Origin of the sequence: Candidatus Propionivibrio aalborgensis (genome assembly GCF_900089945.1) — a bacterium.
Lineage (GTDB): Bacteria > Pseudomonadota > Gammaproteobacteria > Burkholderiales > Rhodocyclaceae > Propionivibrio > Propionivibrio aalborgensis.
Genome location: NZ_FLQY01000047.1, coordinates 16843 through 40299 on the forward strand (window position 1 = coordinate 16843; position 23457 = coordinate 40299).

Below are 23457 nucleotides of genomic sequence, written 5' to 3' on the forward strand. Positions count from 1 at the left end.
CTATGAAAACACTCAAACAACTCATTGAGAGCAAGAGCAAGAAACTCGCCACAGTCTCTCCCAAAGACACGGTGCTGCATGCACTCGAAGTAATGGCTCAGTATGACGTCGGCGCGCTGATCGTCCTCGATGGACAGCGTCTGGCGGGCATGTTCTCGGAGCGCGACTATGCGCGCAAAGTCATTCTGCAGGGCAAGGTGTCTGTGTACACCAAAGTCGGCGATATCATGACCGACAAGGTGATCTCGGTGACAATGAATCACACGATCGAGCAATGCTTGGCAATCATGTCGGAAAAACACTTCCGCCACCTGCCTGTCCTTGACGATGAAGGTCTGGTCGTGGGCATCATTTCGATTGGCGACATGGTCAAGGAAATGATCAGTCAGCAACAGTTCATTATCAACCAGTTGGAAAGCTACATTTCAAGCTGATCGGCAATCGATAAAAAAGAGCAGGTGGCTCGGTGGCCCCTACTCTTTCTTGTTTTGCCCGACGCGAAAGCGTGGGTCGGAAAAGGGATTGCCTGGATAGTCTCCGTCGCTCCCCTATGCCGACTTCCTCTTTCGTACTTATTTGATCTCCAGCAGGCTCTCGTCCCATTTGGCATGCTTTTCCAGGCCTAGAAGATTGGCTGTCGTGGCAGCCAGGTTCGACAAGCCTGCGGTCGGAGTCTGTTTCAGGCCGAGTTTGCCGCCCGACACATTGTCGTAGAGAATCAGCGGAACCGGGTTCAGGGTGTGTGCGGTCTTGGCCTTGAAGGACCCATCCTTGTTCTGCGCCGGCTGCTTGGTTTTCTTGTCAAGTTCGTACATCTCGTCGGCATTGCCATGATCGGCGGTGATCAGTGCCACGCCTCCCATCGCGTCAATCACCGGCAGGATGCGCGCGAGCTCCAGATCAACTGCCTCGATCGACATGGTCGCTGCCCGGAAATTTCCCGTATGGCCCACCATATCGCCGTTGGCAAAGTTGCAACGCAAGGTTCTGTACTTGCCGCTCTTTAGAGCCTCGATCATCGCGTCGGCGATTTCGGCCGCCTTCATCCACGGGCGCTGTTCGAAGGGCACCACGTCGCTCGGGACCTCCTGATAGGTTTCACCCTCGAACTTGCCGGAACGGTTGCCGTTCCAGAAATAGGTCACATGACCGAATTTCTGCGTCTCGGAGCAGGCAAACTGCGTAATCCCGCCCTTGGCAAACCACTCGCCCGAGGTGTCCATGATAGCCGGCGGGTTGACCAGAAAACGCCTGGGCAGCTTGAGGTCGCCGTCATACTGCAGCATGCCGGCATACGTCACCTTCGGCACGCAGACGCGGTCGAACTTGTCAAAACCCTCTTCCTCGAAAGCGCGGGTGATTTCAATGGCGCGATCGCCGCGGAAATTGTAGAAGACCACGGAATCACCATCTTCGATCGTACCGACCGGCTTGCCACCGGCAGCGATTACGAAAGGCGGCAGATCCTGATCAATGGTTCCCGGGAATCTGACGCGCAGTTCTTTCACCGCTGCTGATGCGCTGGCGAACTGATCGCCCTCGCCGAGTATGTGGGTATGCCAGCCTTTATCCACCATGTTCCAGTTGGCATCATAGCGGTCCATGGTGATGTTCATGCGCCCACCGCCGGAAGCAATCTGCGCATCGAACCCGCCCGTGCTCGCTTCGGCCAGGAAAGATTCAAAGGGCTCAACATACTCCAGTGCGCTGGTTTCCGGCACATCGCGGCCGTCTAGCAGGGCGTGAATGCGAACCGTCTTGACGCCTTCTTCCTTGGCACGCAGCACCATCGCTTTCAAGTGGTCGATGTGGCTGTGCACGTTGCCATCGGAAAACAGGCCGATAAAATGAATGGCGCCCGGCTTCCCATTGGCACCTGCCTTGGCGCCAGCGACGATCTGTTGCCAGGCTTCGCCCTGCCAGATCGTTCCGTCCGCAATCGCATTGGCGACCAGCGAAGCGCCCTGGCTGTACACCTGCCCCGCACCAATGGCGTTGTGTCCGACCTCCGAGTTGCCCATATCGTCGTCCGATGGCATGCCAACGGCCGTACCGTGTGCGCGCAACGCGATGTTCGGATAGTTGGCGAACAGCTTGTCGAGGGTCGGCTTTCTCGCCGCGGCGATCGCGCTACCCGCTTCGGACTTGGGAATACCGTAGCCGTCCATGACGATCGTGACTACCGGGCCTTTGATTCCGGCGAAAGAGGCAAGTTTTTTCAACATGATGTGTTCCTGCAAGGATTTGAAAAATCAGAGAATCGGAGAGGGCAAGCGGAGAATCATAACAAATTCGTAGTGGCTAGCGAAGCCGTTGCTTTGGATCAAAGCGGACAATCGCGCTGCCGTCCCCGAGCTTCTTGGCCTGTGTTTTCCAGGCGTGGCCATAAACCACCTCGAACGTCGCTGGCAGGCGTCCTTCACTCCTGTGCCTTTCGTACCCAGTGCGTACGGCATTCCAGGCAGAACGACCCATCAGCCCGCGACGTCGGGCTTGCATGGCACAGGCGGCGCCGCTTTGGCGCAGGTCGCGAAACAGGTCGTCCAGACTGGCGTAGGTCATGGTCAGCGCCTCCACATCCATCACCGGATCTGCGTAACCGCATTCGAGCAGCATATCGCCGTAATCGTGCATGTCGGCAAAACGCTGGGTATGCGCATAGCCATCGGAAAAACTGGTGCGCAATTCCTTCAAGGTATCGGGTCCAAAAGTGGAAAACATCAATAGCCCGCCAACATCAAGAGCGCGATATATCTCGTGAAAAGCCGGCAGTGGATCGTCCAGCCAGTGCAGCATCAGGTTCGACCAGACCAGACCCAGCGAACCCGCTGTGAAGGGCAAGGCCAGCGCATCGGCCGAAACCAGCGAGCTCCTGCTACTGCGCAAAAAGGGTAGCAGCCAGCGCAAGCCAGAGCGCTGTGTTCGCCCGGTTCGCAACATGGCCTCACTGGCGTCAGCACCGATTACTTTGGACTTCGGGTAGCGCTCACTCAGTGCCGTCAGGCTGATGCCGGTTCCACAACCCACATCCAGAACGCGCCGAGGCTCGATCTTCACATAGTCGAGCCGTTCGAGCATGCGGCTACCGACCTCGCGCTGCAATACGGCTACCGCATCGTAGCTTGTCGCAGCGCGCGCGAAATTGCGTCGCACCTGACGCAAATCAACGAACTGCGCCGGTGCCCTCATGAACTATCAGATCGGACGCAAACCGAGTTTGTCGAATAAAGCCTGATCGCGATCAATCCCCGGGTTGCTCGTCGTCAACAACTTGTCGCAGTAGAAGATCGAATTGGCTCCGGCAAAGAAACACAGCGCCTGCATCTCGTCCCCCATTGCCTCGCGGCCGGCGGAAAGCCGGACAAAGCTGGTAGGCATGGTGATGCGTGCGGCGGCAATGGTGCGCACGAACTCGAAATTGTCGATTTGCTCCGTCTTGGCCAGCGGTGTTCCTGGAATAGAGACCAGATTGTTGATCGGCACGGATTCCGGAGGAGGATTCAGGTTGGCCAGTTGAGCCACCATCGCCGCGCGATTCCTGCGCGATTCGCCCATGCCAAGAATACCGCCAGAACAAACCTTGATGCCGGCATGGCGCACCTGAGATATCGTATCGACGCGATCGGCGTGCTTGTGCGTAGTGATCACCTGACCGTAGAACTCGGCATCGGTGTCCAGATTGTGATTGTAATAATCGAGCCCGGCTTCCTTGAGTTGATCGGCCTGCCCCTCCTTCAACATACCGAGAGTGACGCAGGTTTCCAGGCCGAGTGACTTGACCTCGCGAATCATCTGCGTCACTACCTCAAGTTCTTTTTCCTTCGGGCCGCGCCAGGCTGCTCCCATGCAGAAGCGCGATGCACCCTTGGCTTTTGCTTCCCGGGCGGCTGCAAGAACATCTTCAACCTGCATCAAGGCTTCACGCTCGGTTTCGGTCTTGTAACGGGCAGACTGGGAACAGTAGCTGCAATCCTCCGAACAACCACCCGTCTTGATCGAGATCAGTGTCGAACGTTGCACTTCGTTGGGATCAAAGTTCTCGCGGTGCACCTGCTGAGCGCGAAAAAGCAGATCCATCAAAGGCATCTGGTAAAGCGCCTCGACTTGCGAGACAGTCCACTTTGCGGAACGGACCGGAGCAGGCGTATCGGGAGTCAACGCAACGGCTGGAGAAATTGTATTCATGAGCAAAGCCTACCGGAAAAAATGGATACTTGCCTGGAGTATGCAGGCAGAATGAGAACCGCTGAAGGACAGTTCTGAAATGTCAATACTAACCCAAAACAGAGGATTGAAGGCCCGTCTGATCAGCCACCTACGGTATGAGCTGGGCCAAGTGCTGGAACAAGACTGCCTGTTGTGCACCGCGTCCAATGCACGCGACATCCTTTGCGAAGCCTGCGCGTCCGAATTGGCGCGGCTGGAAGAACCGCGCTGCCCCCGATGCGCCATACCTACGGAACACGGCGAGGTCTGTGGCCGCTGTCTGACCAGTCCACCACACTTCGACGCGACGCTTGCCGCCTATCGCTACGACTTCCCGCTCGACAAACTGGTTCAATCCTTCAAGTATGGGCAGCGTTTGGCACTTGGCGTCTACTTCGGTCAACAGCTGGCTGCTCTGGGCAAGCGCATTGTTGCCGACCTGATCATTCCCTTGCCTCTCCATCCCGAGCGCCTGCGAGCGCGAGGCTTCAATCAGGCACTGGAGATAGCACGCCCGGTCGGCAAGGCGTTGAGCCTGCCAATCGACGCCACTAGCTGCCGCCGCATGCGCAATACGCCCGCACAAACCAGGCTTGCCTGGCGTGACAGGGCGAAGAACGTCCGCGGCGCGTTCCACTGCTCGTCGGATTTCACCGGGAGACGGGTGATACTTGTGGACGATGTCATGACAACCGGCGCTTCGCTTGACGAGTGCGCCCGCACACTCAAGTTGCACGGCGCGGCAGAGATCACTTTACTGGTCGTTGCCCGGGCGTTGCCCAAGCCTTTGTAGTACTGAATTGCAGCCTGTTTGCTAGCGCAACTTCTGCTCGATCAGCGCCGTCAATTGGGGACCGAGATTACCGCTCTGTCTGGCGCGGAGGAACATTTCCCTGGCTTCTCCCGATTGACCTTCGGCCTCCAGCGCTAGGCCCAGCCCCAACCACCAGCGACCGTCATTGGGCGACAGCCGGGTTGCCGCCTGATAGTGTTTGGCTGCATCCCTGTTTCGCCCCAGACGCTGAAGGACATGCGCCATGAAGCCCTGATAATCGGCATTGTTGCCTGCGGCCGGTGACGAATAATCGAGCGTCTGCCAGGCACCCGCAAGGTCCCCGCGATCAACCTGTAAACGCGCCAGGCTCATCGCCCAACCGATCTGCGCCGGTTGCCCCTGAAGGCCATCCTGCAGCACCTTGGCCGCTTCATCCGGTTGCCTGGCTTCGAGCAGCAATCTGACCAGCAACTGCCGGGATGCCACATGCAAACCATCCTGGCGCAGCGCGTTGCGCAATTCTTCGAGTGCTTCAGCCACTCGGCCCTGGTTGACCGCTGCAATGGCCTTGCGATATTCACCTTCAGCGCGCTCACGAGGCGAGCCGACCGCGTCGGTTCTCTCGATCATTGGCTTCTTCTCCGATTTGCCCGCCGCTTTCGGCACGGCGGCATCCGGGGATAGCGATTGCGGGGCAACCGCCTTCGTTCGGCTTTGCTCCGTAGCCGTATCTTTCATACCTGCTGCAGCAGAATTGCCGGAAGCCGGAGCTGTAGCTGTGACTGCCTTCGTTTCGACATTTTCCGCTGACGGCAGGTCAGTGGAGTCTGCCAACCGCAGGCTGCCATCCATGCTTAGGAGCAGTGGCGTCACGGACGACGGCGGTTCTGCCGATGACGTCGCGCTTTCTGGCGGAGCAGGCGTTGGCGGCGCAGTCGGTGAGACACGCGACGAGGCAGCAACGACCGGCTCCGCAAGCTGGGCTACCGGAGCCGCCTCCTGGCGCGCCTGCCACTGAAGAAAGGCATAGCCGCCGACTATCGCAATCAGGAGAATCAATCCAGCGGCACCGAGGACGATCGGCAAGAGCGGAGTTCCGGGCTTCGGCAACGAGCGAACGTCGTTCGGCAGATTGGTACCCGTACCATACGTTGCCCGCCGGGCGTCAAGGTCCTGGAGAACCTGGTTGATCAGACTCATGGCCTGCCCTTCAACACGATCATCCCCACAACCACCCGGTACGATGCGCGCCCTCGGTGTCCTTGCGCGCCAGTCTGACGTGGCGCATCTTGGCCATCTGGCGGCCTTCGCCGAAAACCGACAGCAATGATTTATGCGCCAGAATGTTGATCAATCGGGGTGTGCCGCCACTGGCACGATGTAGCGCGCGCAATGCGGCGGGGGAAAAAAGACCCTCTCCCCGGTAGCCGGCAACCCGCAAACGATGTGCCACATAGTTTGCGATTTCGCTTTTCTTCAGGCCGCCCAGACGGTAGTGAAAGGCGATGCGCTGGAGCAGCTGGCGCACTTCCGGACGATGCAGCTTGACGTCGAGTTCCGGCTGGCCGAAAAGGACAATCTGCAACAGTTTGCGCTTCTCGGTTTCAAGGTTTGACAATAGTCGCAATGCTTCCAGCGTTTCAACCGGCATCACTTGCGCCTCATCGATGCAAACCACGACCCGCTTCTTCCCTCTCGCAAAGCCAAGCAGCGCATGGTTGATCCGACGCACCAGGTGGTACTGGTCCAGGCCGGCCGCATCCTTGATACCCAACTCTTCAGCCAGCGCCAGAAATAGCGTATCCGCATTGAGATTGGGGTTGGGCAGATACGCCGTCACCCAGCTCTCGTCCAAGGTTTGCAACAAGCGCCGACAGAGCAAGGTTTTCCCGGTGCCGACTTCACCGCTGATCTTGACAAAGCCCTCTCCCTCCGAGAGCGCCAGCAGCAAGGTGTTGAGCGCTTCCTGGTGATACTGGACAGAGTAGATGAAACTGGTGTCCGGCGTGATGCCGAAAGGCAGCTCGGTCAGGCCGAAGTGTTTCAGATACAACGCAGGCTCCCTGGCGATGGCACCATCACTGTCCCGGCTGAGGCCGTGCCAAGCGCGGATCGAGCTTCTGAATTCGCCCCTGAGTCTCGACCAGGTCGTCCTTCCAGCTCGATGCATTGCGAATGATCGTCGGTTTGATGAGGATGACCAGTTCGCGCTTTCTCAGATGACTGTTGCGCGTCCCGAACAACAGTCCCCAGCCTGAAGAGCCCGTCGTACCCGGCAAGCCGTTGGAATCCGAAGCCTGTTCCTGCTTCATCAAGCCCCCGATGGCGACGATGTTGCCGTCCTGAACGCGTACCACGCTGTCTGTTTCATTGACCGCGCTGTTGGCCAGCGGCAGGGTGAACTCACCGAGGGCGCCAAGATCGATGACCGTCTGTTTCGCCTTGACCAGGCTGATCGACGGGTGAACATGCAGAACGATATTGTCGTCTTCGTCGATTTGCGGCGTTACATCCAGGGCGATGCCCGAAAAGAATGGTTGCAGCGTTATCGAAGGCGTTGTCACATTACCTGTGCCCGATGTGGTCACCGTCGAACTGACGTTGGTTACGAAGAACTCATCGACACCCACCTTGAGCACAGCCATCTGGTTGTTGATACTGGCAATTCTCGGGCTAGACAAGACCTGAACATTGCCTTGTGTTTCGAGGAAGTTCAGCAATGCCGCAAAGTTGGCGCTCTGAAAAGCAAGTCCGAAAAACCCGCTACCCAGCTTGGTCGCTGCAACAAGACCACCCACGCCGGGCAATACGCCGGTGCCTGGCGCCAGTATCGCCCCCGCTCCGCTTTGCGCTAAATCGCCGCTGTCAAATCCGGCACGATTTGTCGTGTTCAGAACGGTTCCCGGCTGAGCCGCGCCATAGGCAAAACGGTTATTCGTTCCACCAAACTGGCTCCAGTTGACACCCGCCTGAAACTCCTCGTTCAGCTCCACTTCGATGATCTTGGCTTCCAGCATTACCTGCCGCTCGATGATCAACTGAGTGATGCGCAAATACTGCTCGACGGAGCGGATATCGGACGGAAACGCCTTGACCAGGACCACGCCCGAACCAGGATTGACGATCACCGCGCGCCCGTTGTCCGAGCCGACAATACTGGTCAAGGCCGTGGTCAGATCACGCCAGAAATCGTTGTGCTGCGATGTCGATACCTGGCTGCTCGGCGGGCCTGCCGTATTCCCGGCTGGCGAGACAGGTAGCGCGGTATTTGTCACTGTTGCGCCGCCGGCCTGAGGTTGTATGGCGGTCATCGTATTTGAAGTCACGCTCACTTCGGACTGCCCCTTGCGTTTTCCGGCCAGGTAGTTGAGCTGGAAGATACGCGTCTGCAGCGTATTGGGCTGAATATAGATACGCGTTCCCTGGAACTTGAACTCATAGCCATACAGCTCCCGCAGGGTCTCCAGCGCTTCACGCACTGTGACACTTTTCAGATTGACCGTCACGTTGCCGGCAACTTCCGGCGCAACCAGCATGCTGTATCGCGTCCCGCTCACCAAAGCCATGAAGACCTGCGTCGCCGGTGCGTTACTCACGGCCAGGTCGAAACGCGGCTCGACGCTTTTCGCCGATGCGGGCAATTCGAGCTGTATTGGAGGCAACATGGCCTGGTTGAGTGCCTCGTCCGCACCCCGCGGCTTGGAGCTCACCGCACCTTGCATTTCCGTCCCGATCAGGTCGAAGGTGGTTCCAGGTGTCTTCTGATGCGTAGCGCACCCGACCACCAGCACGACCGCCGCCAGCGGAAATATCAATTTGAACTTCATGGTTTGCCCCCACCCTGCGCACGTTTGGCAGCAGATGATTTTCTTATGATGTTAGTTTTTTCGATTCCCGGCGTCAGCATCAAGCGCTCGATCCCTCCCGGCCCTTCAAGCACCGCCTCGCGCTCACTCAGCTTGATCAGGCGGCTGTCGCCGTACAGCTCGCCCAACTTGACCTGTTGCCCCCCGATGACGGCACTCGGCTTGCCTTTCTTCGGAATCATGACCGACTGTAGCACAGGGCCGGTTACCCCTCCCGCATCCGCGTCGGGAGAAGAAATGCCGGCCGGCGGGCGGGTCGGATCCGACAGCAACGCCTGCGCCCGGACGCTCACCATCAGCGTGCATAGCGTCAATATGAAGAGCGCACGAATAACGGAGTTCAGACGATCAGCCATGTTCGATCCAGACTCAAGGTATAGACAGTCAGCACCAGCACCAACCTGGGATGCTGTTCGGCAGAAAGCGAAACGCTGCTCCACAGCAGTTTCGATCGGGATTTCTCAAGACGCTCAAGATACGCAGCCAGCTCCTGGTAGCTCCCTTCCAGCCTGATCTCGACGCCATGCTTGAAAAGGCCCGCCGAGGAAGCAGCCAGTTTATCCGCGGCCTTCGCCGCTCCCGTTTGTTCTGCGTCAGACTTCTTCTCCAGCAGAGGGGATACCGGCAGGGTCTTCAGGCTGAGCAGGCGCAGGCCCGCCTTGCGCCCGATCATGTCTTCCAGCAAGGCTGGCACGCGTTGCGGTGGCACCAACGATCCTTCTACGGCCACCAGTCGGTCGGCAAGTGCTCCCAGTTGCTTCTTCAGTCTGTCCAACTCAATGCGCGCGGCGACATCGGGATCCTGGCTCGGGGACAGCAGCACGGCCATCTGTTGCTGCATGTTGGCGAGTTGGACCCGCTGCTCCAGCTCACTGCGTTCTGCCAGTTGTGCGCGCTTCATTGCCGGGTCGACGAAGACGCTGTAGCCAATCAGAAAGATGCCGCCAAGAACAGCCGCCGCAACCAGCCAGCGCTCGCGCAATTGCAGCGCGTCATAGCGCGCGGCCAGGGCGAGCCAGGATGCCTTCATCGCTTGCCCCCTTGGTGCGCAGCGTTGTCCGCCCCGCCTGCATTTTCCGAGCGAAGCGCGAACTCCACAAAACGTGGCAATCTGGGCACTCCGGATTGCTGCCCTCCATCCGACGGGGATTCGCTCGCCACCGCAGCACCACGCTGATTATTCTGATCCTCGGGATCGATGCCTCGCATCTCCAATGCGGCAAAGCGACGCCCCTGGAACGCCGGCTCGCTGCTCAAGCGCTGCACATAGGCCGGTAGCTTCGACGGATCGAGCATGCGTCCGCGAATTTCAATTTCCTCGCCGCCGACCGTCACCAGAAACCCGGTCAGCCATAAATCGCTTTGCGACAGCCGGGCAAAACCGGCCATCATGGCAGAAAACCCCGATATATTGCCCAGGCTGCCTGAATCCAGGACCGCCATGACTTCTTCACGCGTGACCAGCATCGCTTTTGCATTTTCCAGCTCAGCCGCCAAAGCGGGCGAAACGCGGCGCTCGGACATTGTCCGGGTCAACTCGGCCAGTTTCTCCTGTCCGTCAGCCAATTGCTGTTGCGACACCGCGGCTACTGCGCTCTTCCTTTTCGCATCGAAGTGCGCCCAAAGCGAAAGCGCCGTCATCAACACCAGCAGCGCGGCAGTACAAATCCCGAGATTGCGTGCGACGGGCAGTTCATGGCGCGGCCGCAACCGGGCTTCGTAGAGATTGATCTGCTGGCTCACGCTGCAGTCTCGGCCGCGCTGCTTGTTCGCAATGCGGCACCAATCGCCAGGAGATTCTTCGCCTGACACTGCGTGTCCCTCAATTCCGGAATCGCAGGAAAATCGATCACCGACGAAAAGTCCATCTCCTTCACCGGAATGTAGGTGTTTTCACCCAGATCGGCGGCAAGATTCTCGACACTCGGATAAGTTGCCAGCACGACTTTTGAGATTGGAATGTGGCTGTACTGCCGATCGAAGTTATCAAGACTGCGTTGCAGCTCAATTACCAGGCGCTCCTTGGTGCGTGAACGCTGGTCCGCATCACCTCCATTGAGCTGGAGAGTACTGATTTCGCCGCTTCGCACGGCAATCAGCTCGCCGTGAAAGCTCAGCGTCAGCATCATTCCGCTTTCGTCAATGCGCAGGAATACGAGTCCGCGATTCTCGTCTTCAAGCAGTGCGGCCACGTTGCGCTGGGCCAGTTCCGGAATATCGACCGCATCCAAGATAATCTTGGCTTCCTCGAAGGCGCCAACGCGCGAACGGACCGCCTGCTCGGCGGCAGAGACGACCAGAACACCCGCCGAACGACCGGGTGGCATACCCAGGATTGGAATATCGAGCACATCGATGCAAGCGCTATCCAGCGGATAGCTCACCGTCTCCTTGAGCGCCCAGCGCAACGCCTCCCGGCGTTCTTCCGCTGGAACGGGCGGCGATTCGAGCTGCGTGAGATTGTATTCGCCGCTACCCATCAAGGTCGTACAGGCATAGGACTTGAGCTGACGGGCAACGCGCAGGCGCTGCAGGGCATCACGATCACTTCCCTCCAGCGCGAAGCTGTCCAGCAGCCTGACTTCGGGCCGGGAATTGCGATCGCGCACGACGTGTGCCAGTGTGACCTGCCCGCTTTGCGGAAGGATGGACAGCCAGCCGGGTTTGCGCGGCGTCGAAAAAAACCGAATCATTCAGTCGCCTTGTTACAATTTTGTTTAAAGATACGCATTAACCTTTTAAATAACAAGGGTTTTTCAAAAAACAATCAGTAATTTTCCCGGCGATAGATCAGGGGTGTCTTGTACACGCCGAAAGTCGCGCGACCACTGGGGTTGGCAGTTCCGAACCACGGCAAATCGGCGGCAGTCGCTGGCGTTGGCGCAGCGGCAGTACAGGTCGACCCGGAAGCAACACTCCCGATGCTCAAAGCCAGGCTGACACTACCGGTATTTCCGGCACCCGGTTTGAGCAATCGCAGCGGGAGCTTTCCGCCGACCAGGGACTGCGACCCGGTCGGCGCAAGCTGCGTCTCGCAAGCGGCAAGATTCTGCGTGAAGTTCGAAAGAACGATGCTCGACACATTGAAACTGGTGCAGCTATCGGCAGCGTTCTTGACGAAATAGCCTGCAGGATCCCAGTACTGCGCTTCCAGCGGAATAGGCAGATCGAGCAATTCGGAACCATAGGCATTGCCGAGTTGCAGGCGGCCGTAGCGGAAGACGTTGCCTGAATCGAATGGAAGGGGAGTAGCCGCCAGGGCGCCACTGATGCAGGTCGGATTTCCGCTGATCGCAGGGGCGCTGGCGCAGGACGCCGGGACCGCCCCTCCCTCACTGTAGTCGTCAAGTTGCAGCGCCAAAGTGACGGTTGCGGTGTAGGGTGCCTGGGGCGTAGCCGGATCGCGGAAGAGCGCTAGCTTGTCTGTCGAACCGAACGCCAATGCCCCCCCGCCGTTGTTGCTGGACGCAATGGTCGCAATTCCCGTCTGGGTTGCCACATTGGAGCCGTCCCAGCCGGGGATCACGGCGCCAAGCGCATAGGTGGAGGTCAGGCGGGTTGCCCCGCTTTGCCGGGTCAAAGCACACGTCTGGGTGGGAGCGGTGCACGTTGCACTGCTGTAGGCCAGCGGCGAAACGAGTTTCCATAGCCCGCCGCTGCCCACTGTGCCCAGATAGTTGCTGGTTAGCGCAGGCGACACGGCACCGCTCATCGCCGAAACTGAAACACCGGGCGCTACTGCGTAGCCAAACGGCTGGCCCAGATAAGTGAAGCTGCGCGCTGCACAAGCCGATCCGAACGTTTGCAGCATCGGCGTGTTGAGCACGAGCTGATAGCTGGCCGGAACGAAGCGCCCGGTATAGATCACCGCATTTGAATTGAAATAGCGCTCTATCTTGCTCGAATCCGCCATATCGACGTTGGCGAACGTCCTGTCTTCGGCCTCCCAGCTGAAGGCCCCGACGTCGCTGTAGGATGCGCTGCTCGATGACAGCGTACCGCTGGAGTAATTCCAGCTGGCGACGCTGAAGTTTCCGGGAGCGCAGCTATAGCCGTTGGCGGCGCAATAGCTCGGATCGGGCAAGATAAGATTACCGGGCAGAATGATGGGCGAGCCTTGGTAATTGGTCGTCGTGTTATTGGCCCCATTCCTGGCCACCAGGCCGTTGATGGAAAAAGGGGCCCCTGCGGCGTGCACGTTGCCGCCACTGGCGGCGGTATTGGAGAGGGTCCGGGCGGCACCGGCGGTCAGCCAGTTGGCATCCTGCGAGCCGCCACCACTGACGCTGAAATACGCGGGACGGATGGCGAAGACGTCGGAAGAGCAGCCAATCGACGTTGGGTTGCCTGGAGGCGAGAACACTCTCAGGCGAACCCGCGGGTAGGCCTCGGCGACGTTGGGAGAAGGGCTGATCGTTCCGACACCGCTGGAAATGCTCTGATTGCCGGTAGTCGTGATCACCGTGGTTCCGGCGTAACAGCCGTTGGCGTCAGGCAAACCGGCTTCATTGCTGGCGTCGAGAATCTCTACCCGGATATTGCTCGCGTTGGCCGTGGTATCCACGGCCGTCTTGGCGGCGTTGAGGGCGACGATGCGGATATTGCCGCTACTGGATGCGAATGTGGCGCCGGCAATCTTGGTCTTGATCACACCAGATATTGTTCCGGCGGGCAGACTGGACTCGAAGGCGTTGTACCTGCCGAGCGTCGCGTTGCAGACCGAACAACCGCGTAGTGTGCCATCCCGCTGCAGGCCCAGCGATTCGTTGTTGTACATCGACAGCACTTCGGTATCGGGCAGGGCGCGGTCGAATATCTTGACCTCATCGATGTCACCGGACCAGTTGCGGTTGGCTTGCTGTGAATTGTCGCCGATGTGCAATGGAAACGAATTGTTGCCGATGGTGGTTGTCAGTGCCTGCGAATTCCGCAGTATGCCGTTGACGAATATCTTGATGGTCACGCCGTCGTAAGTGCCCACCACGTGGTACCACTGATTGGCCACCGGCACGACGCCCGAATTCAGGTCGGCATTGCCGCAACCGCCGTTGAACCCGAAGGTGAAGGCATTCGGCGTGGTGATACCGTTGATGCTACACCCACCGTTCAGATGCAGACGGTAGGTGGTATCACCCTTGGCCAGAATCGCTTCCCAAGACTTGAAGGCCGCTGCCGTACGACGCGCCCAGGCCGCCACCGAGACATAGGGCTGGTTCAGGAGAGCGTTATTCGGCACCGTAACATAGGTGCCGCTCGCGCCGCTGAACTTCAAGCCGGTGCAGACAATACCGCCAGCTGCCGCTGTCACGCCGCCGTTCGCCGTCCCGTTGAGGTTGTTGCCGCTCGAATCGATGACGGAATTGGAGGCGCTGACGCTGCATTCGTCGAAGCGGTATTCGGCGATCGGCGGAGTCGGCTTGAAGAAGCGCAAGGCCGTATAGGCCAGTGAATTGATAGTCGTCGAATCGATCACAAGGTAGTCGCCTGAGGTGAGCTGATAGCCCGTTTGCCCATCGCCCTGTGAAACGTTGGCGACATCCTTGTACTGATAGACAAAATCACCGTTTTCGTAGAGGATCATCTGCACGTTGAAAAGACTCGTGCCGCTGTTCCACTCCTTCATCTGCGACCAGGTGACGACGAAGTAGCGGTATGGTGCCACCCCGAGCGAGGCATAGGTTACGCGCCCGCTACAGCCCGCCCCACCGCCAGCCGGGCAGAAATCGGCGCCATAGACGCGCATCGTGTTATTCAGGTTCCCATTCGGATACGGCACCGTATAGGTCGGCGGCGGCCCGACTGTCTGCGTACCGAAGTAGCAATAGGGATTGCTGAATTGCAGGCGCCCGTTCGACATGACCCGCAACTGCGAGTAAGTGGTGGCGCCGAACGTGAAATTGAAACCGATCGACAATTCCTGAGTGATGTCGTCGTCAATGGCAGCATAGCCGCCGGTGCACTCGGGCGCCGGAGCACCGGCGGCACCGGTCCATACGACGTCGGTATGGCTGGCATTGTCGATCCAGGCGAGCGGCGTTGACGCATAACCGTAGGTGGCACCAAACGCACTGACGGAACAAATCAGAGACATGCCCAAAACTGTCAGCAAGAATCGCACGGACCACCAGCCAGCGGCGAAAATCCGGCGAAGTGACACGAAATTCAACAGGATAGCCATCGCATTCACTCCGATCAGGGACACGCGTAATCCGCCGCCGCACCATCGACCGCCCGGCACTTGCTTACGGTTACCGCAACTTCCCGTTCAACTCGAGTTGCCGTGCCGGGAACACCCTGGCCCGCTGTCGATACCAGTTGGTAAACCCTGATTCGCCGATTGAGCCCGGCTTCGGAGTAATCGCTCGAAGCACAACTCACCGCGACGGTGAAACCCTCGATAGTCAAGGCTGCCGGTGCCGGGCAGGCCGGCATGTTGGGCCAGGCCGGAGCAGCGGGGGCAACCACCGAGGCGTTGGTCGGGTCGAGCACTTGATACAATCCCCAGTCGACGCCAGCACGCGCGGCATGGTAGGCACGCGCGCCCTGGATATCCTGCGCCGACGTGATGCTTTGCGTCGTCGAAATATGCACCAGGAAGGCCGCCAGACCGGCCAGGATGACCAGCAGAAATATTGCGCTGGGCAACACGAAGCCATCGGATGCAGGCCTTCCGAAAGCGCCAGTGCTCGTCGAGCGGCTCATGGCACGTTATCCACATTGACTTGATGCTGCAAGGTCACCGATTCCCCGACCAGGGAAAGCGTCAGCGAGATCGAGACGAGTCCGTTGTGCTGCAATACTCCCGCGCCGTAGGCGAAACTGCAGGCTGTTACGTTGCTTGTCAACACCGCTGCCGTAACCCCCGCCAAACCATTCAGCGTCGCCAATGTCACCGGTTGCGCGGCCTGAAACGCGTAACCGGAATAGCGCCAGATCCTTCCCGTGCCGAGATCGCAGGCATAGGATACCGGCGTGCCGACGATCTGGAACCGGCTTCCGGGGGAAGCAAAAGGCAGAGGACTGGCCGTTGGTGTAAAAGCGACCTTGCTCAACGCGGCCCCGGCGGTTGCTGCACGCCGCGTACTCAGTGGCGCCGTTTCATAGACGTCCGCGCCGGCGATTCCCAGGTTGTAGACGACCAGGCTATCGCCCGCCAGAACGGTTACCGTCGGCCCGAGAACATCAAAGCTGCTATCCGCGGCATTCGTGAAATCGAGCGGGTCATCGCCCGCCGATGTGCCGACCTCAACCCGGTAGCGCCCGGCATCGCGGATCGGGACAAACTCCAGAAACCGCCCTGTTCCATCCACCCGCACGCTGTTGGGCAAGGCCCCCTGCAGATCCCGCCCGATGCGCCGCGCGGTGGTATCGGCAATGTCGGTGAGTGCCGCACGGCGGGCAGTATCCAAATAGGCATCAACTGGTTGCCGGATGAATATCGCGACCACGGCGGCGATGATCCCGGTGATGGTAATCACCATGATTGCCTCGATCAGCGTAAAGCCATGCTGGCCGGTTTTCAGCAATCGGAACATGACATCAGCCCGCGGCATTCGGCGCATAGCGGGTGCGGTAGCCGACCAAAGTGATGCTCTCGCCATGCCCGATAACGGTCACGGCAACTCTCAGCACGGCATCCAACGGGAATGCGGCAAAGGGTGCGATGCCGCCAGCGCGGGTTATCGCGACACTCGCCGTGTAGCCAGCGACGGCATTGCCGCCCAGGATATCGCTGCTAGCCCCCGAAAAACCACCGTAGTCGGCCACGTTGTCGAAAGGATTGGCCGCATTGCCACGTGTCTCGCTCGCCGGCGTCGGTCCGCTGACATTATTCTGGTTGTTGGCTGCCACGGCGCAACCGGCCGCGCTCGTCGCCGTCACCACGTTGGCATCCTGTGGATCGCACCAGGTGAAGGCCTGCTGCTCGATCTCCAGAAGCAGCGACTCGGCGATGACCAGCGCCTGTTTGCGCACCATCGGGTCTGCACTGTGACGCACTACCGTGTCGTAGGTTACCGTAATCCCCGCCAGACCGACGCCAACGATCACTATGAACACGATGAGTTCAATCAGCGATATCCCGCGTTGCGAATGCCTAGTTCTGCTGGACATAGCCGGTTGCCGCGACAATCGTAATGCTTTGTCCTGTCAGTCCCGTCACGCTGAAGGTTTGCCCAAGCGATGCCGCACCCGAGGGCAAAAAGCTGAAATTCGCAGGCGTTGCCGCAAATGAAATGCCGTCCGGCGCTACCAGCGAATAAGGCGCAACGCCATTCGGCCCGGCCAGGGGCGTGTTGCAAGCCCCACCGAAGGTTGAAGCAACAGTCAGTGAAACGACTGACACGCCAAAGCCAACACAGACCATTCGCCTCTGCGCCACCGCTGTCTTCTGTGCATAGCGCAATACCGAGAGCGTACCGTCGAAAAAACCGCGCGCATCATAATCGGCGCGGTCAGCGAAGCGTGGAATGATGGCAATGGCCAAGATGCCAACGATAATCAGGGTGACGATCAATTCGATCAGCGTGAATCCGCCCTCGTTCGGCACCGTTCCCGGTTCACTGACGACTTCCAAGCCCGAACGAGGAAGCGAGTCCTTGCACGACTGCTTCCCCGCCATTGCACCTCCGAAAATAGCGAGTATGAGACCGACAAACATCAATCTTCATGGAAAGCGGCCAGTGAGCGACCTACAGGCCAATCGCATGAAGACTCCGCGTCGAAGCTCACACCTGTTTCAAGTTACTGTCCGGCGCCAATCCCCGAAAACGTCGTGGCCCCCGTCGGTGTATAGCCGGTAAGAACCAACGTACAATTCACGTTGGTTCCGTTTCCGGTTATCGCCGCCGCCGTCACGCTGTAGTTCGTGGGTAGCCCACCCTGCAGGATGCTCCCAGTATCATCGCAGTTATCAACAGCCGCGCACTTGTTGGCGAGAACAACATTGTTCTTTGCTGCACAGCCCGCGTAGTTGATAGCCATCGCTGACGACGCTGCACCTCGTACCCCTTGATACGCCGCTTCCTGGGCTTCCGACGACAAATCAATAAACTTCGGCAACGCCGTCGCCGCCAATATGCCCAGAATGACAATGACGACTACGAGTTCGATCAGGGTAAAACCTCTTTGCTTGAGCATGATATTTCCTTTCAGGATTAACAATTTGTGGCATCGAGAACAATGTTCGGCGACCCGTTCAACGGAGCGGCCGTGTAACTGATTCGGCAATTTGCTGCGGCAGTCGCCCCATTCATGGTGATTGTCAAAGGCGCCGCGCCTGCGATGACAACGCCGTCATTGGCGGCAACGATCTGCGCCGCGGCGACGATCCCAGCGGCGGTTGCCGCTGGGTAACGGTTCACCATCGTAACCGCAGTGCCGTCCATATTGACTGTGCCGGCAGCAGCCGTACACGTGGGTGCGGGTACCGCAACCAAAGCCGCAAGATCCAGTTCGCAGCGCGCTTTTGCCAGCGCTGCCGCGGCCCGGACGCTGCCATAAAGCGCCTGCGCCTTGGCCGTTCTGGCATCCCGCTGCGCCGTGATGTAGCGCGGCAAGGCGATCGCCGCCAGAATTCCGATAATGGTGATGACGATGATCAGTTCGATCAGGGTAAAACCCGTTGACCTTTGTCTCATTGATTAATCTCCCCAAGAAAGCCTCACGGCTTGACAATACGCCTTACGGCACTTAACGGCAAAACCGGCAACTTCTTGAGCCGATCCTAGCGCCCACTCTGTGCCCACTGGCACGCGGTTGCGGCTTCGATACGCAAACCGACAAATCCACCGCTAGCCGCACTGAGCGGGGCTCGCGCTACACGCCAGCGCAATAGATCGCACCGGCGTCCGACGGCTTTCGTCCCCCCCGACGATTCATGCAGGCGATCAATATCATGCGGCCGGTAAACCAGTTCCCGCCGGCCACGTTCAAAACACCACTCCCCGCCGGACAATGCCCCGCTTTCCGCTGCCGAACACTCCCCGCGATATCCTGCCGGAGACGAGTCCAGCCAACGCACTGGATTGCTGCCGGTCCATGAGGCCATTTCGCTTTCCCGCTGATGCATGAGCGCTTCCCCCATGGCCCTTTGCATGCCTGTTCTCATGTTGCGTATCGTCAATTCAACGATCTGCCGCTCGGCTTCCTCCTTTGCATCGCCCAGTGCCGATATCAGAGCGATGGCAAATAGCCCCAGCACCACGAACAGAACCGCGTGTTGAAACCAGTTCCTGGTCGCAAAGTAGCCAAGCCTGCGCGGTTCGCGCGGAATCATATCCTCATCGCTTGATCGCCACCGTGCCCAAATCCCACATCGGCAGGAAGATACCGAGCGCAAGAATCAGCACCATGATGCCGAGCATGACAATCAGAATCGGCTCGATCTGCTGCCCCAGCGTCTTCAGTTCGTATTCGACTTCCTGCCGGTACATGTCGCCGATCTCGTTCATCATGTCGTCGACCGCGCCCGACTCTTCGCCGACGGCGACCATCTGCAGCACGACCGGCGTAAAGATTCCGGCACTGATAGACGCACGCAACAGGCTCTCGCCGCGCTCGACGTTCTCGCGCATACCTTCGATGCAACGCGAAACGAAGCTGTTGTCGACCGTCTGCGCCGAGTTGGAAAGCGCCTGCATGACCGGAACGCCACTACGGATCCCCAACGAAAAACTGCGCGCAAAGCGTGACAATGCCGCTTTGTGCAAGATCTTTCCGGCAATCGGGAATTTCAGCGACACGCGGTCCCAGTCGTAACGTCCTCTGACCGTCCCGACCCAGGCGCGAAAAGCCAGCAGTGCTCCGACAACGCCAGCAAGCATGAGCGGCCAGTACGCAACCATGAACTCCGAGAAGCCGAGCAGAACACGCGTCATCAAGGGCAGTTCTGCGCCGAATCCCGCGAACACCTTGGCAAAGGCGGGAATGACAAAGAGATTGACAATGACCAGCGCCGCCGCCATGGCGATCACCACGAACATCGGGTAGCGCAATGCCGATTTCACCTGCTCGCGCATGTAACGCTCGAACTCAAGGTGCTCGAATAGGCGGTAAAAGATTTCTTCGAGCAAGCCGGTCGCCTCGCCGACACGCACCATCGACAGGTAGAACGGTGTGAATACGCGCGGATGACGCGCCAGCGCCTGCGACAGCTCACGACCGCCTTCCAGGCTTTCACGCACTTCGCCGATAACGCGTCTCATCTCCGGGTTGATCGCCGCGTCCTGCAAGCCGCTTAAGGCGCGCATGATCGGTACGCCGGACTTGAGCAAGGTATGCATCTGCCTGCTGAACAGCAGCAAATCGATGTGCGTCACCTTTTGCTTGAACAGCGTGACGTTCAGGCCGGAGGACGACTTGGTGGTTTTGGCTTTTGATTCCTTGATTTCAACCGGCGTCAGCCCCTGGCCGAGCAGCAGATCGACAACGGCACTCGCGTTGGCGCCATCAAGCACACCCTCGATGAGCTGGCTACCGGTGTTGCGGGCCTTGTAGGCAAAGGTCGGCATGGTTGGAACTCGACCTTAATCCTCGAACTGGTTGCTGATGCGCATGGCCTCTTCGATCGTCGTGCGCCCTGCCACCACCAATCTCACGGCGTCGCGTCGCAGGGTTTCGCCGGCCATCTGCCTGCGCGCCGCCTGGACGAAGGATCCCGCGTCGTCACTGTTGATCGCCTCGACGATATCGTTCGTCATTTCGAGCATCTCGTAGACGCCGGTGCGCCCCTGGTAACCGGTTCCCCCGCAATGTGCGCAACCCTTGCCCTGCACGTAGCCGTGTTGCTTGACGGCGGCGTCCAACTCGTAGCGCAGCCACTCGTTCTCATGTGGCGTCGGCGCATGCGGCTCGCTGCAGTTTTCGCAGACCACGCGCACGAGTCTCTGCGCGAGAACCAGTTGCAGGGACAGCGCAACCATATACCGCGGCACGCCCATGTCGAGCAGGCGAATCGGCGTGGAAATGACGTCGTTGGTATGCAGCGTGGACAGCACCATGTGGCCGGTAATCGCTGCGCGCATGCCAATCTCGGCGGTCGTCTGGTCGCGCATTTCGCCAACCAGAACGATGTCCGGATCCTGGCGCAGCGCCGAGCGCAGGACACGCTCGAAGGACAGGTCGATCTTCTCGTGCACCTGCACCTGATTGATTCCGGGCAACCGATATTCAACCGGGTCTTCGACCGTGATGATCTTCTTCTCGGTCGTGTTGAGCTCGGACAGTGCGGCGTAGAGCGTCGTCGTCTTGCCGCTCCCGGTCGGCCCGGTGACCAGCACCATGCCGCTCGGGCGTCGTACCGCATGGCGCAGGCGCTCCAGAGTGCGTGGCGGCATGTTCAGCCGGTCCAGGCCGAGCAGGCCGGTGTTCTGGTTGAGCAAGCGCATCACGACCGACTCGCCAAACTGCGTCGGCATGGTCGAAATACGTACATCGATCATGTTGTTGCGCACCTTGATGGCAAAACGGCCGTCCTGCGGCAAACGCTTTTCCGAAATATCCAGACCGGACATGAGTTTCAGGCGCAAAGCCAGTGCCGAGGCGATCTTGGCATCCGCCTCCATCTGCACGTGCAACACGCCATCGATACGGAAGCGAACGCGCAACGAGCGATCCTGTGGCTCGATGTGGATATCCGATGCGCGCGAACGCATGGCTTCCTCGAACACGGTTTGCAGAAGCTTGACGACGGGCGCTTCCTCGGCGCCTGTCGCCGTGCCAAGCAGGTCGCCAAATTCGACCGGCACATCGCCCAGATCGGCGGTAAGTTCCTTCGCCAGCCCGCTGATTTCTTCGGTACGCCGATAGACACGGTCGATAAGCGCCAGAAGCTGGCTCTCGGATACGACCGCCAGATCGATTTCCCGACGCAAAAGGCGGAAGATATCGTCGTAGGCCTGCAGATCGGTCGGATCGACGAAACCGATTCGCAGCCTTCCCTCGACCTCGTCCAGTACTACCGCGCGGAACCGCCTCGCCTGCGCCTCTGGCAGCAGGTTGATCAATTCCGGCTTGGGCGTGAAGTGTTTGAGATCGACATAGGTGATCTGCAATTGCCTGGCCAGCGCCTGCGAAATGGCCTCTTCCGTTACAAAGGAACTATCGACGACAATACGACCCAGTTTGCGACCGCTGCGCTTTTGCTCGTCGAGAGCAAACTTGAGCTGCTCGTCGGTGAGCAGACCCTGTTGAATGAGCAAGTCGCCGAGGCGAATCTTTTCCGGCCGAGCCATTTCAAGCTCCAGTAACTTTAGAGATAATGAGTCTAATTAGTTGATTCTAGCCGATTATGCAAAAATGCATAGCATTTCTTGGAGCGCGCCTTGACTGCTGTCGTCTTGTTCCAACCCGAGATTCCGCCCAACACCGGGAACGTCATCCGCCTGTGTGCCAATACCGGCTGCGAACTGCATCTGGTGGAACCACTCGGATTTCGCTGGGAAGACCGATCGCTCAAACGCGCCGGCCTTGACTACCACGAGTTTGCACGCGTCCTCCGGCACCCGGACTGGCAGGCCTGCAAAACGGCGCTGGCCGGTCGACGCCGGTTCGCCATCACGACACGCGGCGGTCAGCAGTATGACTCGCCGACGTTTTGCATGGACGATGTATTCGTCTTTGGGCGCGAGACGAGCGGGCTACCCGTCGAGGTGATGGCCGAGTTTCCCGATACGCAACGCCTGCGCCTGCCGATGCTGCCGGAACAGCGCAGCCTGAACCTGTCCAATGCGGTCGCAGTAATGGTTTTCGAGGCGTGGCGGCAATCGGGCTTTGCCGACGGAGTTTAGAGCTACTGGATTTCCGTCTTCGGATCGCGGTTCAGCAGTTGCTCTACGGCTTCCGATGCCGGCACATCGCGGTGCAGGATGGCGTCGACGGCTTGCGTGATCGGCATTTCGATTTCCAGTTGTCCGGCCAGGCGTGCAACTTCACGCGCCGTACTCACGCCCTCGGCCACATGCCCGAGCTCGGCGAGTATCTGCGGTAGCTTCCGGCCTTTCGCCAACGCCAGCCCGACCTGTCGGTTGCGTGACAGGTCGCCAGTGCAGGTCAGCAGGAGGTCGCCCATCCCGGCCAGGCCCATGAAGGTATTCGGGTGTCCGCCGAGCGCAACGCCGAGCCGGGCGATCTCGGCCAGTCCGCGCGTCATCAGCGCAGCGCGCGCATTGTGGCCCAGACCGAGACCATCGCAGATTCCGGTGGCGATAGCCATAACGTTCTTCACTGCACCACCCACTTCGACACCAGTCAGGTCGTCATTGGCGTAGATGCGCAGACGCGAACTGTGCAGTTCGAGCGCAGTCTGCCGGGCGAAATCAGCATTCCTGGAAGCCAGGGTTATCGCAGTCGGCAAGCCCTTCGCCACTTCTTCGGCGAAGCTGGGCCCACTCAGCGAACCGCACAGAACCTCATCGCCCAGTTCTTCGGCAACCACTTGATGTGGGAGTTTCGCAGTGCCCGCTTCCATTCCTTTGCACACCCAGATCAGCGGCTTCACCTGGCGTGCGTCGGCCAGCATGCGCAGCGTGCTGCGGAAACCGATCAGCGGAGTGGCCAGGATCAGTAAATCGGCGTCGGCCACCGAAGAATCGAAAACAGTGCCGATCTGCA

24 protein-coding genes are annotated in these 23457 nt (G+C 59.3%); 3 read left to right on the plus strand and 21 right to left on the minus strand.

What is annotated here, in order from left to right; all coding sequences use genetic code 11:
* Window positions 1-2: 2 nt before the first annotated feature.
* The gene (locus PROAA_RS03525; protein ID WP_186410008.1) at window positions 3-434 is read left to right on the plus strand and encodes a CBS domain-containing protein; all 432 of its coding nucleotides are present in this window, start codon (window positions 3-5) and stop codon (window positions 432-434) included.
* A 138-nt stretch (window positions 435-572) separates the two neighbouring features.
* On the opposite strand, the gene gpmI is transcribed toward PROAA_RS03525, so the two are convergent.
* The 3 genes from gpmI to bioB form a co-directional block, all read right to left on the minus strand.
* Window positions 573-2225 (minus strand): 2,3-bisphosphoglycerate-independent phosphoglycerate mutase, encoded by a 1653-nt coding sequence (gene gpmI, locus PROAA_RS03530; protein WP_186410009.1) that lies wholly within the window; start codon window positions 2223-2225, stop codon window positions 573-575.
* A 76-nt stretch (window positions 2226-2301) separates the two neighbouring features.
* Window positions 2302-3189: a malonyl-ACP O-methyltransferase BioC gene (gene bioC, locus PROAA_RS03535; protein ID WP_186410010.1), complete on the minus strand. Its 888-nt coding sequence runs from the start codon at window positions 3187-3189 to the stop codon at window positions 2302-2304.
* A 6-nt stretch (window positions 3190-3195) separates the two neighbouring features.
* Window positions 3196-4185 carry a biotin synthase BioB gene (gene bioB, locus PROAA_RS03540; protein WP_186410011.1) on the minus strand — a complete coding sequence of 330 codons (990 nt, stop codon included), beginning with the start codon at window positions 4183-4185 and terminating at the stop codon, window positions 3196-3198.
* Window positions 4186-4336: 151 nt separating this feature from the next.
* Between bioB and PROAA_RS03545 the strand changes: the two genes are divergently transcribed.
* Window positions 4337-4999, plus strand: coding sequence for a ComFC family protein (locus tag PROAA_RS03545; RefSeq protein WP_245664140.1), 663 nt, complete (start codon window positions 4337-4339; stop codon window positions 4997-4999).
* 21 nt (window positions 5000-5020) lie between these two features.
* On the opposite strand, the gene PROAA_RS03550 is transcribed toward PROAA_RS03545, so the two are convergent.
* The 17 genes from PROAA_RS03550 to PROAA_RS03630 form a co-directional block, all read right to left on the minus strand.
* On the minus strand, window positions 5021-6181 hold the full coding sequence (locus tag PROAA_RS03550) for a tetratricopeptide repeat protein (RefSeq protein WP_186410013.1): 1161 nt from the start codon (window positions 6179-6181) through the stop codon (window positions 5021-5023).
* 19 nt (window positions 6182-6200) lie between these two features.
* Window positions 6201-7034 carry an ExeA family protein gene (locus PROAA_RS03555; protein ID WP_186410014.1) on the minus strand — a complete coding sequence of 278 codons (834 nt, stop codon included), beginning with the start codon at window positions 7032-7034 and terminating at the stop codon, window positions 6201-6203.
* A gap of 25 nt (window positions 7035-7059) precedes the next feature.
* The gene (locus PROAA_RS03560; RefSeq protein WP_186410015.1) at window positions 7060-8808 is read right to left on the minus strand and encodes a secretin N-terminal domain-containing protein; all 1749 of its coding nucleotides are present in this window, start codon (window positions 8806-8808) and stop codon (window positions 7060-7062) included.
* Window positions 8805-9203 (minus strand): hypothetical protein, encoded by a 399-nt coding sequence (locus PROAA_RS03565; protein ID WP_186410016.1) that lies wholly within the window; start codon window positions 9201-9203, stop codon window positions 8805-8807. Before PROAA_RS03565 ends, PROAA_RS03560 begins: the two co-directional genes overlap by 4 nt.
* Complete coding sequence (gene gspM, locus PROAA_RS03570; RefSeq protein WP_186410017.1) at window positions 9188-9877, minus strand: type II secretion system protein GspM; 690 nt, start codon at window positions 9875-9877, stop codon at window positions 9188-9190. Before gspM ends, PROAA_RS03565 begins: the two co-directional genes overlap by 16 nt.
* Entirely contained in the window at window positions 9874-10590 is a 717-nt protein-coding gene (locus PROAA_RS03575) for a hypothetical protein (RefSeq protein ID WP_186410018.1), read from the minus strand. Before PROAA_RS03575 ends, gspM begins: the two co-directional genes overlap by 4 nt.
* Window positions 10587-11540 (minus strand): type IV pilus biogenesis protein PilM, encoded by a 954-nt coding sequence (gene pilM / locus PROAA_RS03580; RefSeq protein WP_186410019.1) that lies wholly within the window; start codon window positions 11538-11540, stop codon window positions 10587-10589. Before pilM ends, PROAA_RS03575 begins: the two co-directional genes overlap by 4 nt.
* Before the next feature lie 74 nt (window positions 11541-11614).
* Window positions 11615-15049 (minus strand): LamG domain-containing protein, encoded by a 3435-nt coding sequence (locus PROAA_RS03585; protein ID WP_222102079.1) that lies wholly within the window; start codon window positions 15047-15049, stop codon window positions 11615-11617.
* Window positions 15040-15549 (minus strand): hypothetical protein, encoded by a 510-nt coding sequence (locus tag PROAA_RS03590; RefSeq protein WP_186410021.1) that lies wholly within the window; start codon window positions 15547-15549, stop codon window positions 15040-15042. Before PROAA_RS03590 ends, PROAA_RS03585 begins: the two co-directional genes overlap by 10 nt.
* Window positions 15546-16382 carry a type II secretion system protein gene (locus PROAA_RS03595; protein WP_186410022.1) on the minus strand — a complete coding sequence of 279 codons (837 nt, stop codon included), beginning with the start codon at window positions 16380-16382 and terminating at the stop codon, window positions 15546-15548. Before PROAA_RS03595 ends, PROAA_RS03590 begins: the two co-directional genes overlap by 4 nt.
* A 4-nt stretch (window positions 16383-16386) precedes the next feature.
* Entirely contained in the window at window positions 16387-16959 is a 573-nt protein-coding gene (locus PROAA_RS03600) for a type IV pilus modification PilV family protein (RefSeq protein WP_186410023.1), read from the minus strand.
* Window positions 16943-17506: a pilus assembly FimT family protein gene (locus PROAA_RS03605; RefSeq protein WP_186410024.1), complete on the minus strand. Its 564-nt coding sequence runs from the start codon at window positions 17504-17506 to the stop codon at window positions 16943-16945. The genes PROAA_RS03600 and PROAA_RS03605 overlap by 17 nt, the downstream gene beginning before the upstream one ends.
* 83 nt (window positions 17507-17589) lie before the next feature.
* The gene (locus PROAA_RS19255) at window positions 17590-17985 is read right to left on the minus strand and encodes a pilin (protein ID WP_186410025.1); all 396 of its coding nucleotides are present in this window, start codon (window positions 17983-17985) and stop codon (window positions 17590-17592) included.
* 17 nt (window positions 17986-18002) lie between these two features.
* Window positions 18003-18485 carry a prepilin-type N-terminal cleavage/methylation domain-containing protein gene (locus PROAA_RS19260; protein ID WP_281182223.1) on the minus strand — a complete coding sequence of 161 codons (483 nt, stop codon included), beginning with the start codon at window positions 18483-18485 and terminating at the stop codon, window positions 18003-18005.
* 86 nt (window positions 18486-18571) lie between these two features.
* A complete protein-coding gene (locus tag PROAA_RS03620; RefSeq protein WP_186410026.1) occupies window positions 18572-19123 on the minus strand; it encodes a hypothetical protein in 552 nt (183 codons plus the stop codon).
* Between the two features lie 4 nt (window positions 19124-19127).
* Window positions 19128-20357 carry a type II secretion system F family protein gene (locus tag PROAA_RS03625; RefSeq protein ID WP_186410027.1) on the minus strand — a complete coding sequence of 410 codons (1230 nt, stop codon included), beginning with the start codon at window positions 20355-20357 and terminating at the stop codon, window positions 19128-19130.
* A gap of 15 nt (window positions 20358-20372) precedes the next feature.
* Window positions 20373-22079, minus strand: coding sequence for a GspE/PulE family protein (locus tag PROAA_RS03630; RefSeq protein WP_186410028.1), 1707 nt, complete (start codon window positions 22077-22079; stop codon window positions 20373-20375).
* Between the two features lie 90 nt (window positions 22080-22169).
* On the opposite strand from PROAA_RS03630, the gene PROAA_RS03635 reads away from it, so the two are divergent.
* Window positions 22170-22634: a tRNA (cytidine(34)-2'-O)-methyltransferase gene (locus tag PROAA_RS03635; protein ID WP_186410029.1), complete on the plus strand. Its 465-nt coding sequence runs from the start codon at window positions 22170-22172 to the stop codon at window positions 22632-22634.
* A gap of 2 nt (window positions 22635-22636) precedes the next feature.
* On the opposite strand, the gene PROAA_RS03640 is transcribed toward PROAA_RS03635, so the two are convergent.
* The coding region (locus PROAA_RS03640) for an NAD(P)H-dependent glycerol-3-phosphate dehydrogenase (RefSeq protein ID WP_186410030.1) at window positions 22637-23457 on the minus strand (821 nt) is incomplete at its 5' end.